Origin of the sequence: Pseudarthrobacter sp. H2 (assembly GCF_050157045.1) — a bacterium.
Lineage (GTDB): Bacteria > Actinomycetota > Actinomycetes > Actinomycetales > Micrococcaceae > Arthrobacter.
The window spans coordinates 2486692-2501411 of the sequence record NZ_CP189594.1; the positions used below are offsets into that span (position 1 = coordinate 2486692).

Here is a 14720-nt window from a genome sequence, read left to right on the forward strand (position 1 = left end):
GGGTACCTTGAAGTGTTTATCGATAGTCGTTATGTTAACGGTAATCGATAAACTTTCTGATTGGGGATGGACTGTGGTTACTACGTTTGCTCATTTGGACCGCAAGGTCGCTTTCCTGTTTGCCGTCATCTTTGGACTTGCAGCCGCCGGCATCGCCGTCTCGGTGCTCGTAGCCGTGCCCGCAGGGCTCGCGGACACTCCTATCCTGCGGGTGCCCCTCGAGAACCTGGAGACACCCGCGCTGGGTGAGGGCAACAGCGAGATACTCAAAGCTGCGTACGCCACAGCCGATGTGCAGCCGGCCACCCTTACCCCCACCGAACGCTATTTGTTGATCGGATCCGGGCTCCTGGGCGGTCTTGCCGGGCTGTTGTCCTCGGCGACTCTGGGTGTGATCAGTTGGTCCGTGTACCGCGGTACAGGCTTCGGAAAGCAATTAGCTCGCGCCGTCGGTGTCTCGGGCATAGCCGTGATGACATGGGGTGTCCTGGGAGCCCTGATCGAAGCGATCGTTTACCACTCGGTCCTCGGTCGGGTCGGATTGCTGCCGGAGCGGGAAGTGGAGGCTTTCTTCCTCATGGAACTAGATATGTGGCCGATCGCGGTTGGACTCGGTGCCGCCGTTCTCGCGAGCATGTTCGAGACGGGCCGGCGCCAACAGGTGGAACTGGACGGCCTGGTCTGATGCCTCCCGCACCAGATGAAGAGCAGCGGATCCATTGCAGGCTCGATGAGCTCCTCGAGGCCCGGGGCATGACCTTGACCGAACTCAGCCAGCAAGTAGGCGTCAGTATCGTCAACCTGTCTGTGCTGAAAAACGACCGGGCGCGTGCGATCCGCTTTTCCACCCTGTCCGCGATCTGCAATGTTCTCGACTGTGCAGTGGGTGACTTGCTTGTCGCTACCACCTCGTAGGGTGGAGCTGATCAACGCACTGCAGGCACCGCTTCAGCCGATCTAGGCCTGCCCAAAGCGCCATTGGGCTGAAGGACTTCGAAGGCTGAACGCTGTGGAGCCTGACCAATGCTTGCCCCGCCCTACCGGGTCCGGCGGTATCCGCGGTCCACCAGTCCGCCGATGATTCCTGCGACCGCACCCGGCAGGGCGACGAGGGCAACGATGTGCCGCAGCAGGCTGTACGGCCACACGAGGGCAACTCCCCCGATCACGACGGCGGGCGCGGCCACGCACGCCGTTACCCAGTGCGGATGGCCACGCAGGAACGACCAGAGTGCTGCCGCCAACGACGTCGCGGAGCCGCCGAGCAGGTACAGGCTGCCGACACGTGCATCCTCCACAAATTCCGGTATCGCCGTATACCCGAAGAACATTGCCCTCAGCAGGCCGGTGACCATCAGGACGATGGACGCCACAACCAGGATCGACCAGAGGATAACGCCCGGCCACCCCCGACGGCGGACTGGAGCACGTTCCTGGCCCATCGTCGGCGCCCCTTTCCCCGTCGCCGGACGAACCTGAACATGGCCTGGTGTGAGCTGCCATCGTTCAGCGTCATGTCGAACGTCCCGCACGTTCCGGCCCGGCTGGTCTCAGTCTTCCACACCGGTGCGGAGCCGGCCGGAAGACTGAGGTCACATCGACTGTGGAAGATTTTTGACCGACGCCACGGTCTCGTTGTCCTCGTTGAGGACAACCACGACATCCAGCGTCCCGCCCGCCAGCGCGGCGGGCAACCAGTGCTCCGCGTCAGCCCACATGAGGTGCAGCGGCAGGGACGCGGCATCAAACCATTCGGGAAAGATCTCCTGGCTTTCGGCCGGTTCGCCTTCCCACCTCCGGGTGGTGAAGAGGCGGCAGTACATGTTCCATTCAGGACGGGCGGGAAAAATGAATTCGACGACTCCGGCATTGGCCAGGTCTTCCTCGAGCACGACGACGCCGGCCTCCTCCCAGACTTCACGGCAGACTGCTTCCGCCTCGCTCTCCCCCACTTCGACATGGCCGCCGATTCCCACGATCTTGCCGGTGCCGAACCCGGTGCGCTTCAGGCCCAGCAGCACCTCGGTGGAACCGGTGGCCCCATCGCGGAGCAGGAAACACAGGGTGACGGGAGTCGAGGTCATGGATCCAAGACTAGTGGTCGTCGTCGTTGGCTCGTCGGGAGTTCAGGCCCAGGCGGCGGGGCGGCCGGGGTAGAGCCCGCAGGCGGCCCGGACGCGAGGATTGGACATGTCCCCCGGGGAGGAACCCGACGCCCAGCCCGGATCCGGACATGCCCCACGCCGGGGCCGGCGCGTGGACATATCCCGGTTATGCCCGGTCCCGGGCGCGAAGAATGGGCATGTCCCCCCGGGAACTGCAGGGCTGCTAGCCGAGCGCCCGGGGATGCGCCGCCGCGTAGATCTCCCGCAGGGTGTCGGCCGTCACGAGGGTGTAGACCTGCGTGGTGGTGACCGAGGCATGGCCCAGGAGTTCCTGGACCACGCGGACGTCGGCCCCGCCTTCGAGCAGGTGTGTCGCGAAGGAGTGCCGCAGCGTGTGGGGCGAGACATCCTTGGTGATGTTGGCCTTCCCGGCGGCGGCCTTCAGGATGGTCCAGGCGCTTTGCCTGCTGATCCGGCCGCCCCGCGCGTTCAGGAAAAGGGCCGGGGTGCCCTTGCCCTTGGCGGACAGCAACGGGCGGCCGCGGACCAGGTAGGCGTCCAGGGCGCGCGCCCCGAAAGACCCCAGCGGCACCAGCCGTTCCTTGGAGCCCTTGCCGAAGAGCCGGACAATCGCGGGCCCGGCGCCCTCGTCGGCTGCCCCGCTCCGCAGCGAGATGTCATCGACGTCCAGGCCCACGGCTTCGCTGATGCGGGCACCGGTGGAGTAGAGGAATTCCAGCAGGGCCCGGTCGCGCAGGCCCGTCGCGGTGTCGGTGCCGGTGGCCTCGAGGATCCTCGTGACCTCGTCGACGCTGATGGCCTTGGGCAGCCGCTTGCCCGGCATCGGCGGGTGGACGTCTCCCGCGGGGTCGGTGGCGGTGACGCCCTCAAGTGCCCAGAACTTGTGCAGTCCGCGCACAGCCACCACCGTCCGGGCCGCCGAGCGGATCCCGAGGGCGGAGCCGCCGTCCGAACCGTCGGAGAGGGCCTGGGCGAAGGCCGTCACGTCGTGCCGCGTGATGTCCGCCGGATGCTGCCGCCCGGCCCGCGCAAGGTGGTTGGCGTAGCGGGCAAGGTCACGCCGGTACGCCGACAGGGTGTTCACGGCCAGCCCGCGCTCGACGCCCATGTGCTGCAGGTAGTCCGTCATGGCCCGGTCGATCGCGTACGGCGGCCGGACCTCGGCCTTGGGGACAGCGACGACGTCCACCATCAGCGCTGGCTGGGATGGGCCGGCCACGGCGCGTCGGCGGGGCGGAGCCCTTCGAAGCCGTCGGCGCGGGCGGCCGCGGCGGCAAGGATCCCCACGACGGCGGACGGGTTGTGGAGGCGCCCGTCCAGCACGGCCGCGACCGCGGCGTCGAGCGGGATCCAGTGGAGCTCGATTTCGGCTTCCTCGTCGGTACGGATGTGCAGTTCGTGGCCCGGCACATCGCTTAGTCCACGGGCCAGGTAGATGCGGATCGCCTCGCTGGAGGATCCGGGTGAATTGAAGAAGTCCGCCAGGACATTCCAGCGGCCGGCCACAAGGTCCGCCTCCTCGGCAAGCTCACGTGCCGCCCCGGCCACGAAGTCCTCACCCTCGACGTCCAGCAGGCCGGCCGGGATCTCCCAGAGGTCCATGCCCACCGGGTGCCGGTACTGCCTGATCAGCAGCACCTCGCCGGCGTCGTTCATGGGAAGCACCGCCACCGCCCCGGGGTGCTCAATGTAGTCGCGGACGAGGGGTTTGCCCTCGTCGTTGAGCTGGAAGCTGTCGCTGACGACGTCCCAGATCCGACCCTCGTAGACCGTCTGGGACGACAAAAGACGGCGCGGGCTCGGCTGATCCGAAACCTGGCGTGCAGCATTGTGGATCTCGGATGTACCGGGCATCGCGCCGTCCTTTGATTCAGCCGGGGGTTACTTGGACGCTGCCGCCGTCGAGGGCTTGGCGGGCGCGGGAGCAGCCTTGGCTTCCTTGGTTTCATTGGCCGGGGCGGCGGGCTGGTTGCCGTCGCCGGCGTTGCCGTGCTGATGCGCCAAAGCAGCCTTGACCAGGCCCGCGAACAACGGATGCGGGCGCGTGGGCCGTGAGCTCAGTTCCGGGTGCGCCTGCGTGGCCACGTAGTACGGGTGGACTTCGCGGGGAAGTTCAACGTACTCCACGAGCTTGCCGTCGGGCGAGGTTCCGGAGAACACGAGGCCCTGGGCCGCGATCTGCTCGCGGTACTTGTTGTTGACCTCGTAGCGGTGCCGGTGGCGTTCGCTGACCGTGGTGGTGCCGTACGTCGCGGCGACCACGGAGCCCTCGTCGAGCCTGGCTTCGTACAGGCCCAGGCGCATGGTGCCGCCCAGGTCGCCCCTGCCCTCCACGATGTCCAGCTGCTCTTCCATGGTCGCAATGACCGGGTACTTGGAGTCGGGCTCGAACTCGGACGAGGACGCGCCTTCCAGTCCCACCACATTGCGGGCGTACTCGATCACCATGCACTGCAGGCCCAGGCACAGGCCCAGGACGGGGAGCCTGGTTTCGCGGGCGTACTTCAGCGCGCCCAGCTTGCCTTCCAGGCCGCGGATGCCGAAGCCGCCCGGAACGCAGATGGCGTCGACGCCGTCGAGCGCCTGCACTGCACCCTCGCGGGTTTCGCACTCGTCCGAAGGGACCCAGCGGATGGAGACCTTGGTGGCGTTGGCGAAGCCGCCGGCGCGCAGGGCCTCGGTGACCGAGAGGTAGGCGTCGGGCAGGTCGATGTACTTGCCCACCAGGGCCACCTCAACCTCGTGCTTGGGGTTGTGGACGGCGTCGAGCAGCTTGTCCCAGCTGGTCCAGTCGACGTCCTTGAACGGAAGGTCCAGGGCGCGGACGATATAGGAATCCAGGCCCTGCGAGTGCAGGGTCTTCGGGATGTCGTAGATGCTCGGGGCATCCGGGCAGCCGATCACGGCGTCGATGTCGACGTCGCACATGCGGCCGATCTTGTCGCGCATCGGCTGCGGCACTTCGCGGTCCGAACGGATCACGATGGCTTCGGGCTGGATGCCGATGGAGCGCAGCGCGGCAACGGAGTGCTGCGTCGGCTTGGTCTTCAGTTCCTGCGACGGGCCGATGTACGGCACGAGGGAGACGTGGACGAAGAACACATTGCCGCGGCCGATGTCCTGGCGGACCTGGCGGGCGGATTCGAGGAACGGCTGCGACTCGATGTCGCCCACGGTGCCGCCGATTTCGGTGATGATGACGTCGGGGGCGTTCTTGCCCTCGGTGGGAAGCCGCATGCGCCGCTTGATCTCATCGGTGATGTGCGGGATGACCTGGACGGTGTCGCCGAGGTATTCGCCGCGGCGTTCCTTGGCGATGACGGTCGAGTAGACCTGGCCGGTTGTTACGTTGGCCGAGCCTTCGAGGTTTTCATCGAGGAAGCGCTCGTAGTGGCCGATGTCGAGGTCCGTTTCGGCGCCGTCGTCAGTGACGAAGACCTCACCGTGCTGGAAGGGGTTCATCGTGCCCGGATCCACGTTCAGATAGGGATCGAGCTTTTGCATAGTTACAGACAAACCGCGTGCCCGCAGCAGGTGGCCGAGGCTTGAAGCCGTCAGTCCCTTGCCGAGCGAGGACGCCACACCGCCGGTGACGAAGATGTGTTTGGTCGTCTTGGACGAGCCCGGAAACCGGGAATTTACACGGGAATTTGATCGCTGCACCACGGAGTTCGAGCCTATCATCAATTCAGCCCTGCTGCGGCAGGAGCCTGGCGTCGGCGAGCAATTCCTGGGCGTGCGCCCGGGCCGATTCGGAATCCTCCTGGCCGGCCAGCATGCGGGCCAGTTCCTTCACGCGCTCGGCCTCGTCCAGGAGCTGCACATCGCTGGACGTGAAGCCGGTGGCCGTCGCACCGTCGGGGCCCCGGACGGAGGTCTTGGTGACCCGGATGTGCTGGTCCGCGAAGGCGGCCACCTGCGGCAGGTGGGTGACCACGAGCACCTGGACGTGCCGGGCGAGCATGGCCAGCCGCCGTCCGATCTCGACGGCGGCGCGGCCGCCGACGCCGGCGTCGACCTCATCGAAGACGAAGGTGGGGACGGGGTCCACCGCGGCGAGCACGACTTCGATGGCCAGCATCACCCGGGAAAGCTCGCCGCCCGAGGCGCCCTTGCCCAGCGGGCGGGCCGGGGCGCCGGAGTGCGGCCGGAGCAGGAAGGCGATTTCGTCGGCGCCGAGGGGGCCCAGCTGCTCTCCGGGCTCCACGGTGATGATCAGGGTCGCATCGGCCATGGCCAGTGCCTTCAGCTCCGCGCTGACCCGGGCCGAGAGCTCCTTGGCGGCCTTCTTGCGCGCCTTGCTGATGGCTGCGGCCTGCTTCCGGAGCTCGGCCTCGCTGCGGGCCACCTCGGCGTCCAGCGCTTCGATCCGGGTGGAGTCATCCTGCAGTTCCTCGAACCGTGCCCGGGCCTCCCCTGCCCAGACCAGCACCTCGTCGATGCTCGGCGCGTATTTGCGCACCAGTTTCGCCAGCGCCGCCCGCCGGTTCTCGATCTCGGCGAGGCGCTCCGGGCCCTCGGTGTCGAGGGCAGCCTCGTAGCTGGCGAGCTCGCCGGCGATGTCGTTGAGCAGGAAGCCGACCTCGGCGAGGCGTGCGGCCACGGACCCGAGCTCCTCGTCGTGTTCGGCGACGTGTTCCAGGGTGCGCTTGGCGGCGTCCACCAGCGTCGTCGCGTCGGCGTCCCCGCCGAAGTCTTCGGCGATGAGCGCCTGGTGCGCGGTCGTGGCCGCGATCCGCAGTTCCTCGACGTTGGCGAGTTTGACGGCCTCGGCCTTGAGTGACTCGTCCTCCCCCGGCTGCGGGTCGGCGGCGTCGATCTCGGCCAGGGCGGCCTCCAGCGATTCCGCCTCGCGCAGGCGTTCCCGGGCGGCGCTGCGGAGCGTGTCCAGCTCGGCCTGGGCCGCCTTCCAGTGCGCGTGCAGTTCCTGGTACCCGCCCAGGGTTCCGGCGAGGCTGTCCCCCGCGAACTTGTCCAGGGCGCTGCGCTGCGCCACCGGGCTCTTGAGCCTGATCTGCTCGGACTGCCCGTGGACCACGACGAGGGTTGCGCCGATTTCGGCGAGCACGCCCACCGGCGCGGCACGGCCGCCGAGGAATGCCCGGCTCCGGCCGTCAGCGCCGACGCTGCGGGACAGCAGCAGCTCTGCGCCGCCGTCGAACTCCTCCACCTCGGCACCGGCCTCGCGGGCCCGCGCGACGGCGGCGTGCCCGGCGTCGAGCTTCAGCACCGCCTCGGCGGAGGCGCTTTTCGCGCCGCTGCGCACGGCGCCGGCGTCGGATCTCGCGCCGAGCAGCAGCCCGACGGCGGTGACCACCATCGTCTTGCCGGCACCGGTTTCACCGGTCACGACGCTCAGGCCCGGGCCCAGCGGCAGGGTGGCGTCGGTGATGACTCCGAGGTCGCGGATTCTCAGTTCTTCAAGCATGGTTCACTTCGCAGTCGATGGATCGGTGATCTCGCCGGGTCCTGCGTGCCGCGGCGCCAGCGGCGCGGGCCGCCGGAGCGTGTGGACAACCGGCACCGGTCCCGTGGTGATGGCGTCGGGCTGCGGCACGGGGCCCCGCCAGCCCGAGATCGGCAGCTCGAACTTGCGGACCAGCCGCCCCGAGAAGGGGGTCTGGTGGGTGCGGGCCAGCCGCACGGGCGTGGCGGAGCGGGTCACTTCCACGCGGGCCCCCGGCGGCAGGTCCACGGAGCGGCGGCCGTCGCACCAGAGCACCCCCCGGGCGTCCGTCCGGTTCAGGATCTCGACGGCGAGCCGGGACCTGGGCGACACCACGAGGGGCTTGGCGAAGAGCGCGTGGGCGCTGATCGGCACGATCAGCAGGGCCTCGACCTCGGGCCAGACCACCGGGCCGCCGGCCGAGAACGCGTAGGCCGTGGAGCCGGTGGGGGTGGCGAGGACCACGCCGTCGCAGCCGAACGAGGTGAGGGGGCGTTCGTCGACTTCGGTGACCACCTCAAGCATCCGCTCCCGGTTGCCCTTTTCGATCGCGGCCTCGTTCAGGGCCCAGGTGTGCCAGATTTTCTGCCCGCGGACCCACACCTGGACGTCGATCGTCATCCGCTCTTCCACGGTGTACTGGCGGCTGGCGATCCATTCGACGGTCTGCGCCAGGTCTGCCCGCTCGCTTTCGGCCAGGAACCCCACATGGCCGAGGTTGACGCCCAGCAGCGGCACGTCGACCTCGCGCACCAGCTCCGCCGCGCGCAGGATCGTGCCGTCGCCGCCGAGCACCATGACGAGTTCGACGTCGGGAAGTTTGACGTGGTGGTGGAGGACCTCGACCGGCTGGTCCAGCTGCCCGAAGAAGCGGACCATGTCCCCGAGTTCGGATTTCTGCATCACCGGAACGATGCCGGAGCCGTGCAGCTGGGCGCACGCTTCCCAGGCAGCCTTGAGGGATTCCTCGCGCCCTGTGTGGGCAAGGATGAGGACACGCCTGCTCATCAGGTTCCGCCTTCTAGTGCTGCTAGTGCTCTGGCCAGATCGTTGCGAGCAACGCGGCCACGGCCGCGTCACGCTCTTCGATCTTAGGCAGGTCTGTTCCGATCCCGCGTGTTATCCACAGGAAGTACTCGACGTTTCCGTCCTGGCCCGGCAACGGGCTGCCGGCCAGGCCCCGCAGTTCCAGGCCGGTGTCGAGGGCTTCCGCCGCGACCTTACCGACCGCCATCCGGCGTTCCCGCTCCGAGGTGACCACGCCTGTGCGCCCCAGCCGGTCCTTGCCGATCTCGAACTGCGGCTTGACCATCAGGACCAGGTCGCCGCCCGGTTCGGTGCACGCCGCGAGGGACGCCAGGACCAGGGTCAGCGATATGAAGGACAGGTCCGCCACGGTCAGCGCGGCCGGTCCGCCGATCTCGTACGGCGTCATGTACCGGACGTTGAGGCCTTCGTGGACGGAAACCCTGGGATCGTTCCGGATCTGCGGGACGAGCTGGTCGTGCCCCACATCCACGGCCACGACGTGCTGCGCGCCGCGCCGGAGCAGCACATCGGTGAACCCCCCGGTGGAGGCCCCGGCGTCGAGGCAGCGCTTGCCCTGGACGTCGACGGCGGGAAAGGCGTCCAGCGCGCCGGCAAGCTTGTGCCCGGCGCGGCTGGCGTAGCTGTCCTCGTCGGCCGCCGCCACGTCCAGGACTGTGCCGTCCTGGACCTGGAGCGAGGCCTTGGCGAGCACTTCGCCGCCGGAGCTGACCTTGCCCTCGGCGATGAGGCGCGCGGCATGGGTGCGGGACCTCGCCAGCCCCCGGCTGACAAGTGTCTGGTCAAGCCTGGTCATCGTGCTGCGTCCCCCGTTGCGTTGGGCTGTCCTGTTACGTCCTCGTTCAGGGCGTCCATCAGGTCATCGTGCAGATTCCCGTAGATGTCGCCGTGCTGGGACACGGGTGTCGACGGCAGGGCGCCGAGGCGTTCCAGCAGGACCTCCACGGCCGCGTCACTGGCGGCTGCGCCGCCCTGGAACGATGGCCATCCAGCCCTGGCTTCCGGCGTTCCCTGGTCTGCCCCGGTTGCAGGGTCCGCCTCAGCGTTCAGCTCCGTCATGGCTCCAGTCTAGTGATCCAGCCATTCGATGACCGGCGCCAGGGCGGTGGCGGTGTCGGGGTTCGCCGCCCACCAGGCCGAACAGGCCGCCCGCCAGGAGTCGAGGTCGGCGGGATCGCCGCTGATGCGGACAGACTGACCATGCACGACGGCGGAGGCGGCACCGCTGCGGTACCGCCCGTCGTCGTGCTCCACCGCGGGGTAGGGCCGGTAGAGCTCCGTCAGGTCCCGGATGATGAAGGCCGGGCGCTCCAGGGTCCGGGCAGCGATGATCGATTCCCGCGTGTCGACGCCCGTCAGCACGGCCACCGTGGCGAAGCCGGCGTTGTTGCCGCCGAGGATGTCGGTGTCCAGCCGGTCGCCGACGACGAGCGGCCGGTCCGCCGCCAGCCGTTTGGCGGCCGCGTGGAACAGCGGCGCCTGGGGCTTGCCCGCGACGAGCGGCGTCTTGCCTGTTGCCGCCGCAACGGCCGCCACGAGCGTCCCGTTGCCGGGGGCGATGCCCCTCGCCTGGGGAATGGACATGTCCGTATTGGTGGCAACCCAGAGTGCGCCACCGGCGACGACGTACGACGCTTCCGCGAGGTCCGTCCAGCCGGTCTCCGGGCTGAAGCCCTGCACGACGGCGACCGGCGCCTCCGCCGCGCTGCGGACCGGAACGAGGCCGACGAGTTCAATCTCACGGGCGAGGGCGGCGCTGCCGGTGATGAGCACGCGGGCTCCGGCAGGCAGCAGCGAGGCCAGCAGTTCGGCGGCGGCCTGCGAGGAGCTGACCACCTGCTGGTCTTCGGCAGGAGCTCCGAGATCACGCAGGTGCTGTGCCACCTGCGCGGGCGAACGGGACGCGTTGTTCGTGACATAGCCCAGCCCGACACCGACGCCGGCCAGCCTCCGCAGCGACTCCACAGCCCCCGGGATGGCATGGGGGCCTGCGTAGACGACGCCGTCCAGATCGGCCAGCAGCGCATCGAACGCGGAGATCAGGTCAGCTCCTGCCATGCGACTAGTCCTCGATTCGGTCCGGGTGGCCCGGGTTTTCGCCGAAGGCGGCGTCGCCGGCGTCGTCCGAACCGGCGTCGTCCGAACCGGCGTCGTCCGAACCGGCGTCGTCCGAACCGGCGTCGTCCGAACCGGCGGGTGCGGCGTCGTCTCCGGTGAGTACCTCAGAGCGGTCCAGGGCGTCCTTTTCGACCGAGTCTTCATCGGATTCGGCGTCGTCTGATTCCCAGAAGTCCGATTCGGCGTCGTCGGCGCCTTCGTCGAGCGAGGCGGCTCCGGCCTCCGTTGCGGAGGATTCCGGGAGGCCGACTACGGCCCCGGCGCCGGCGGCACGGGGTGCCTGCTGCTCGGCTGCCGCTTCGGCGGACTGCTGGGCAGTCTGCTCAGTGAGGAGCCGGCGCCGCTGCTCTTCTTCGCGGGCTTCCTCTTCCTCGTCCCAGCCGAGGTCGATGATGTCCGGCTCGTCGGAGACGTCCAGGCCGAGGGCGTCTTCGGCGACGGCGGCCTGGCGCTCCCACTTTCCGGCTTCCGCGGCGCGGCCGGCTGCCGTCAGGGCATCGGCGTAGGCCCGGAAGAGGCGGGGGCTGTAGGAGAAGGCCCGGTTGATGTCCAGCTGCGGGATCTCCAGCTCCACGACCGCGGCGTCGAGCTGGCCCAGGTCGGTGCGCGCGCCGGCGGCCACGATGGCCAGTTCAACCTTGCCGGGGGCGTCCAGATCCTTGGCTTCTTCGGAGCGCGCCATGTCCAGGGCGCGGTCGGCGCGGCCGAGGCCGCGTTCGCAGTCGGCCATGACGGGCAGGTGCATGTTGGAGCCGCTGATCCGCCGGTAGGTGCGGAATTCGCGCAGCGCCTCGCCGTAGTGTCCGGCCGCGTAGGCCGTCAGGCCGACGGCTTCACGGACAGCCGCGAGGCGTCCGCCGCGGCGGCTGGCTGCGAGGGCATGCTGGAAGGCAAGCTCGGGTTCTTCGTCAATGAGGCGTCCGGCCATGACGAGGTGGCGTGCAACCCACTCGGCGCTGTTCTCTTCGAGGGTCTTGATCTGGTGCTGCGTGGCGCGGTCCAGCTCCTTGCCGGTGACGTCCTCATCGATCTGGGGTGAACGTTCCCGGTCGGGGCGGTTGGCGCTGCGGAGATCGCGGGCATTCGGTACGCGCACCGGGCGGTCTTCTGCGCGGTCGCGGCCAAACTGGCGCGGGCCGGAGTCGCTACGGTCAAAGCTCCTGGCCGGACGATCGTCGCGGTCAAAGCTACGCGCCGGACGGTCCTCGCGGCTGCCGAACGGCTTCCGGTTGTCGCCACCGCTGTACGGCTTGCGGTCGCGGTCGCCGGCACCGAAGCTGCGACGCTCCCCCCCGCCCTCACGCGGGGCACGGTCACCAAACGGCTTGCGGTCACGGTCGCCGGCACCGCTGTAAGGCGGCTTGCGGTCACTGCCGCCAAAGCTGGGACGCCCCCCGCCCTCACGCGGGGCACGGTCACCAAACGGCTTGCGGTCACGGTCGCCGCCACCGCTGTAGGGCGGCTTGCGGTCGCGGTCGCCGGCACCGAAGCTGCGACGCTCCCCGCCGCCTTCGCGCGGGGCACGGTCACCAAACGGCTTACGGTCCCGGTCACCTCCACCGCTGTAGGGCGGCTTACGGTCACCGGCACCGGCACCGAAGCTGGGACGCCCCCCGCCCTCACGCGGGGCACGGTCACCAAACGGCTTACGGTCACGGTCGCCGCCACCGCTGTAAGGCGGCTTCCGGTCGCGATCACCGCCACCGCCGCCGCTATAAGGCGGCTTACGGTCACCGGCACCGAAGCTGCGACGCTCTCCACCTTCACGCGGGACACGGTCACCAAACGGCTTGCGGTCACGGTCACCGCCACCGCTATAAGGCGGCTTACGGTCACCCTCACGCGCGGGACGGTCCCCAAAGGGCTTCCGGTCACGATCGTTGGAGGCCGGGCGCGCCCCCTCAGAGCCTCGGTCCTCCCTGGCACGGAAGCCGCGGGGGTCGCCGCCGGAATTGTTAGTTCCGCGGAATCCTCCGCCACCCGCGTTGCGTCCCCCGCCGAAGTTGCCGCGGTCTTTTCCGCCGCGATTGCCGTCGTTGTGCTCAGCCATGCTGGATTCCTCCTGTTATGAGCTGACCACTGGCGCACTTGCAGCCGCTCTGTTCCGTGTTTCGTTTCCTACGCAACCCGAAAACAAGCGCTTCGAAGTCCGTACATCTCATCCAATTCTAGGCGAGTCCCCTGTCACCGGCTAACGGTAGTGGCGCTTTCGGCCTTCGCGGTGGCAAGTCTCACAAGCACGGACGCTCCCTCAGATTCTGCAGCATCCGGGGCAACGCTTCCTCAGTTTCCGTGTGGCCGAGGCCGGGAGCCGCGGGAGGGCTGGATCCGGTGCTGTGGAGTCTCCTGACGTAATGGACACTTCCGTCTCAGGACGTCGTGGACACTGGGGGCGGTGTTTGCTGCTGCGCGGGAGCATTCCCGACCCGGTTGTCAGGGTCCGTGATGCCGTGGCCGCCGGGTCCGGGCCTCCGGCGCGGCGCCTCGTGCCTGGCGATGCGCGGATTTCCTGTCGCTGCCGGGATTCCCTCTCTGTCAGCCTGTTGTGAGACAAATTGTCTTGGCGATAGATAGATAGGTTGGATATGACGAAATCGACTGGGAAAGTTCCGTTCCGGACCCTGGAGGAGAAGCTTTCGATCCTTGAGAAGTACGAGGCTGCCCCGCATGGTCAAAAGGGTGCGGTGTTGCGTGAGTATCGGGTTTCGGCGCATGCAGTCGGGACCTGGGCTTACGCCCGGGATCATGATGGGTTTGCTGCGACTCCGACGGGTAAGCGGTCTTCGCGTGATGGCGGGATGACACCGAAGCGGCAGAGCGCCGAGATCGTGCGGTTGCGCCGGGAACTGGCGAAGGCGCAGGCGGATCAGGAGATCCTGAAGGCGGCGTTGGAGTCCGCGGGAAAAGCGCACGCGCTCTTGGAGAAACTTGCCGAGAGCGCGGAGCCGGCCCCGCTGCAGACGCTATCCGGGAAGAAGCAGTCGCAGGCCTCGTCGCCGACGGATTGACCGTGTCGGCCGCGTGCCGGCTGATGGGTGTTTCCCGGCCTACCTGGTACCGTCGCCGCACCCCGCCGGCGGGCAAGGCGGCGCCGGTCCCGCAGAAAGAACGCGCGCAGCCGGCGACTCTCACCGGTCAGGAACGTGCCCGTATCGAGGCGTTCCTGACCGATGAGCAATACGCGGATCTGAGCGTTTCCCAGGTGTTCTACCGGGCCTTGGACCAGGGCGTCTATATTGCCTCCGAATCGTCCTGGCACCGGGTGGCGAGGGCGAGGAAACTCAATGGCGACCGCCGGGTCATGGCCACCCACAAACCAGCGGTGATCCCGGAGCTGTGCGCGTCCCGCCCGAACCAGGTGTGGTCCTGGGACATCACCGTCCTGCGGTCCGTGGACCGCGGCCGCAACTTCCGCCTGTACGTCATCCTGGACGTCTTCAGCCGCTACGTCGTGGGATGGCGGCTGGAGCCCGGCGAGGGGACGCTGGAAGCCATCGACATGATCACCGGTGCCCTGGCCCGGGAGCAGGCGAAACCGGAGGTCCTGCACGCGGACCGGGGCTCGGTCATGACCAGCACCGGCATGAGTGAGTACCTGGCCGGACTCGGGATCATCCAATCCCATTCCAGGCCCCGGGTCTCCAACGACAACCCGTTCTCGGAAGCGCAATTCAAGACCATGAAGTACGACCTTGACTACCCGCGGCAGTTCACCGACATAGAGCACGCCCGGGAGTGGACCACCGGCTTCATCAACGCCTACAACACCGAGCACCGCCATTCCGGGATCGGCTACTACACCCCGGAATCCGTCCACGACGGCACCTGGCCCGTGTTCCAAAAACGCCGCCAGGCAGCCCTGGACGCCGCCTGGGCAGCCCACCCGCACCGGCACCACCAACGCCCCCGGGCACACACGGTCCACACCGAAAGCTGGATCAACAACCCCCAAAAACGACAAGCAGCCAACTAACGAACTGTCT

15 protein-coding genes are annotated in these 14720 nt (G+C 68.3%); 4 read left to right on the forward strand and 11 right to left on the reverse strand.

The genetic code is table 11. The annotated features are described in order from the left end of the window. Window positions 1-94: 94 nt before the first annotated feature. Both ACQCSZ_RS11745 and ACQCSZ_RS11750 read left to right on the forward strand, forming a co-directional pair. Window positions 95-685 (forward strand): hypothetical protein, encoded by a 591-nt coding sequence (locus tag ACQCSZ_RS11745; protein WP_427008139.1) that lies wholly within the window; start codon window positions 95-97, stop codon window positions 683-685. Further along, complete coding sequence (locus ACQCSZ_RS11750) at window positions 685-915, forward strand: helix-turn-helix domain-containing protein (protein ID WP_427008140.1); 231 nt, start codon at window positions 685-687, stop codon at window positions 913-915. The genes ACQCSZ_RS11745 and ACQCSZ_RS11750 overlap by 1 nt, the downstream gene beginning before the upstream one ends. Window positions 916-1037: 122 nt before the next feature. Here the strand turns inward: ACQCSZ_RS11750 and ACQCSZ_RS11755 are convergent, their stop codons facing one another. From ACQCSZ_RS11755 to ACQCSZ_RS11805, 11 genes are all read right to left on the reverse strand, one after another. Continuing rightward, on the reverse strand, window positions 1038-1442 hold the full coding sequence (locus ACQCSZ_RS11755) for a hypothetical protein (protein WP_427008141.1): 405 nt from the start codon (window positions 1440-1442) through the stop codon (window positions 1038-1040). 150 nt (window positions 1443-1592) lie between these two features. Then, complete coding sequence (locus tag ACQCSZ_RS11760) at window positions 1593-2084, reverse strand: 8-oxo-dGTP diphosphatase (protein WP_427008142.1); 492 nt, start codon at window positions 2082-2084, stop codon at window positions 1593-1595. A gap of 244 nt (window positions 2085-2328) precedes the next feature. Then, window positions 2329-3318, reverse strand: a complete 990-nt coding sequence (gene xerD / locus ACQCSZ_RS11765; protein ID WP_427008143.1) for a site-specific tyrosine recombinase XerD — start codon at window positions 3316-3318, stop codon at window positions 2329-2331. After that, window positions 3318-3980 (reverse strand): NUDIX domain-containing protein, encoded by a 663-nt coding sequence (locus ACQCSZ_RS11770; protein ID WP_211882858.1) that lies wholly within the window; start codon window positions 3978-3980, stop codon window positions 3318-3320. Before ACQCSZ_RS11770 ends, xerD begins: the two co-directional genes overlap by 1 nt. Window positions 3981-4007: 27 nt before the next feature. Beyond that, window positions 4008-5810, reverse strand: a complete 1803-nt coding sequence (locus ACQCSZ_RS11775) for a CTP synthase (protein ID WP_427008144.1) — start codon at window positions 5808-5810, stop codon at window positions 4008-4010. Window positions 5811-5814: 4 nt separating this feature from the next. Continuing rightward, a complete protein-coding gene (gene recN / locus ACQCSZ_RS11780) occupies window positions 5815-7554 on the reverse strand; it encodes a DNA repair protein RecN (protein WP_427008145.1) in 1740 nt (579 codons plus the stop codon). A gap of 3 nt (window positions 7555-7557) precedes the next feature. Further along, the gene (locus ACQCSZ_RS11785; protein ID WP_427008146.1) at window positions 7558-8580 is read right to left on the reverse strand and encodes an NAD kinase; all 1023 of its coding nucleotides are present in this window, start codon (window positions 8578-8580) and stop codon (window positions 7558-7560) included. A 22-nt stretch (window positions 8581-8602) separates the two neighbouring features. Beyond that, window positions 8603-9415 (reverse strand): TlyA family RNA methyltransferase, encoded by an 813-nt coding sequence (locus tag ACQCSZ_RS11790; protein ID WP_427008147.1) that lies wholly within the window; start codon window positions 9413-9415, stop codon window positions 8603-8605. Then, on the reverse strand, window positions 9412-9678 hold the full coding sequence (locus tag ACQCSZ_RS11795) for a hypothetical protein (protein ID WP_427008148.1): 267 nt from the start codon (window positions 9676-9678) through the stop codon (window positions 9412-9414). Before ACQCSZ_RS11795 ends, ACQCSZ_RS11790 begins: the two co-directional genes overlap by 4 nt. Before the next feature lie 9 nt (window positions 9679-9687). Further along, entirely contained in the window at window positions 9688-10677 is a 990-nt protein-coding gene (locus tag ACQCSZ_RS11800) for an HAD-IIA family hydrolase (RefSeq protein WP_427008149.1), read from the reverse strand. A gap of 4 nt (window positions 10678-10681) precedes the next feature. Next, window positions 10682-12787, reverse strand: a complete 2106-nt coding sequence (locus tag ACQCSZ_RS11805) for a hypothetical protein (protein WP_427008150.1) — start codon at window positions 12785-12787, stop codon at window positions 10682-10684. A 535-nt stretch (window positions 12788-13322) separates the two neighbouring features. Between ACQCSZ_RS11805 and ACQCSZ_RS11810 the strand changes: the two genes are divergently transcribed. Together ACQCSZ_RS11810 and ACQCSZ_RS11815 are read left to right on the forward strand one after the other, a co-directional pair. Beyond that, entirely contained in the window at window positions 13323-13745 is a 423-nt protein-coding gene (locus tag ACQCSZ_RS11810) for a hypothetical protein (protein WP_427005015.1), read from the forward strand. Between the two features lie 2 nt (window positions 13746-13747). Further along, window positions 13748-14710 carry an IS3 family transposase gene (locus tag ACQCSZ_RS11815; RefSeq protein ID WP_427005016.1) on the forward strand — a complete coding sequence of 321 codons (963 nt, stop codon included), beginning with the start codon at window positions 13748-13750 and terminating at the stop codon, window positions 14708-14710. Window positions 14711-14720: the final 10 nt, after the last annotated feature.

Excerpts from the sequence above, each read along its gene's own strand:
- xerD (WP_427008143.1), bottom strand. The coding sequence starts at position 3,318 with ATGGTGGACGTCGTCGCTGTCCCCAAGGCCGAGGTCCGGCCGCCGTAC.
- ACQCSZ_RS11800 (WP_427008149.1), bottom strand. The coding sequence starts at position 10,677 with ATGGCAGGAGCTGACCTGATCTCCGCGTTCGATGCGCTGCTGGCCGAT.
- ACQCSZ_RS11770 (WP_211882858.1), bottom strand. The coding sequence starts at position 3,980 with ATGCCCGGTACATCCGAGATCCACAATGCTGCACGCCAGGTTTCGGAT.
- ACQCSZ_RS11795 (WP_427008148.1), bottom strand. The coding sequence starts at position 9,678 with ATGACGGAGCTGAACGCTGAGGCGGACCCTGCAACCGGGGCAGACCAG.
- ACQCSZ_RS11750 (WP_427008140.1), top strand. The coding sequence starts at position 685 with ATGCCTCCCGCACCAGATGAAGAGCAGCGGATCCATTGCAGGCTCGAT.
- ACQCSZ_RS11810 (WP_427005015.1), top strand. The coding sequence starts at position 13,323 with ATGACGAAATCGACTGGGAAAGTTCCGTTCCGGACCCTGGAGGAGAAG.
- recN (WP_427008145.1), bottom strand. The coding sequence starts at position 7,554 with ATGCTTGAAGAACTGAGAATCCGCGACCTCGGAGTCATCACCGACGCC.
- ACQCSZ_RS11775 (WP_427008144.1), bottom strand. The coding sequence starts at position 5,810 with ATGATAGGCTCGAACTCCGTGGTGCAGCGATCAAATTCCCGTGTAAAT.
- ACQCSZ_RS11785 (WP_427008146.1), bottom strand. The coding sequence starts at position 8,580 with ATGAGCAGGCGTGTCCTCATCCTTGCCCACACAGGGCGCGAGGAATCC.
- ACQCSZ_RS11805 (WP_427008150.1), bottom strand. The coding sequence starts at position 12,787 with ATGGCTGAGCACAACGACGGCAATCGCGGCGGAAAAGACCGCGGCAAC.
- ACQCSZ_RS11760 (WP_427008142.1), bottom strand. The coding sequence starts at position 2,084 with ATGACCTCGACTCCCGTCACCCTGTGTTTCCTGCTCCGCGATGGGGCC.
- ACQCSZ_RS11790 (WP_427008147.1), bottom strand. The coding sequence starts at position 9,415 with ATGACCAGGCTTGACCAGACACTTGTCAGCCGGGGGCTGGCGAGGTCC.
- ACQCSZ_RS11755 (WP_427008141.1), bottom strand. The coding sequence starts at position 1,442 with ATGGGCCAGGAACGTGCTCCAGTCCGCCGTCGGGGGTGGCCGGGCGTT.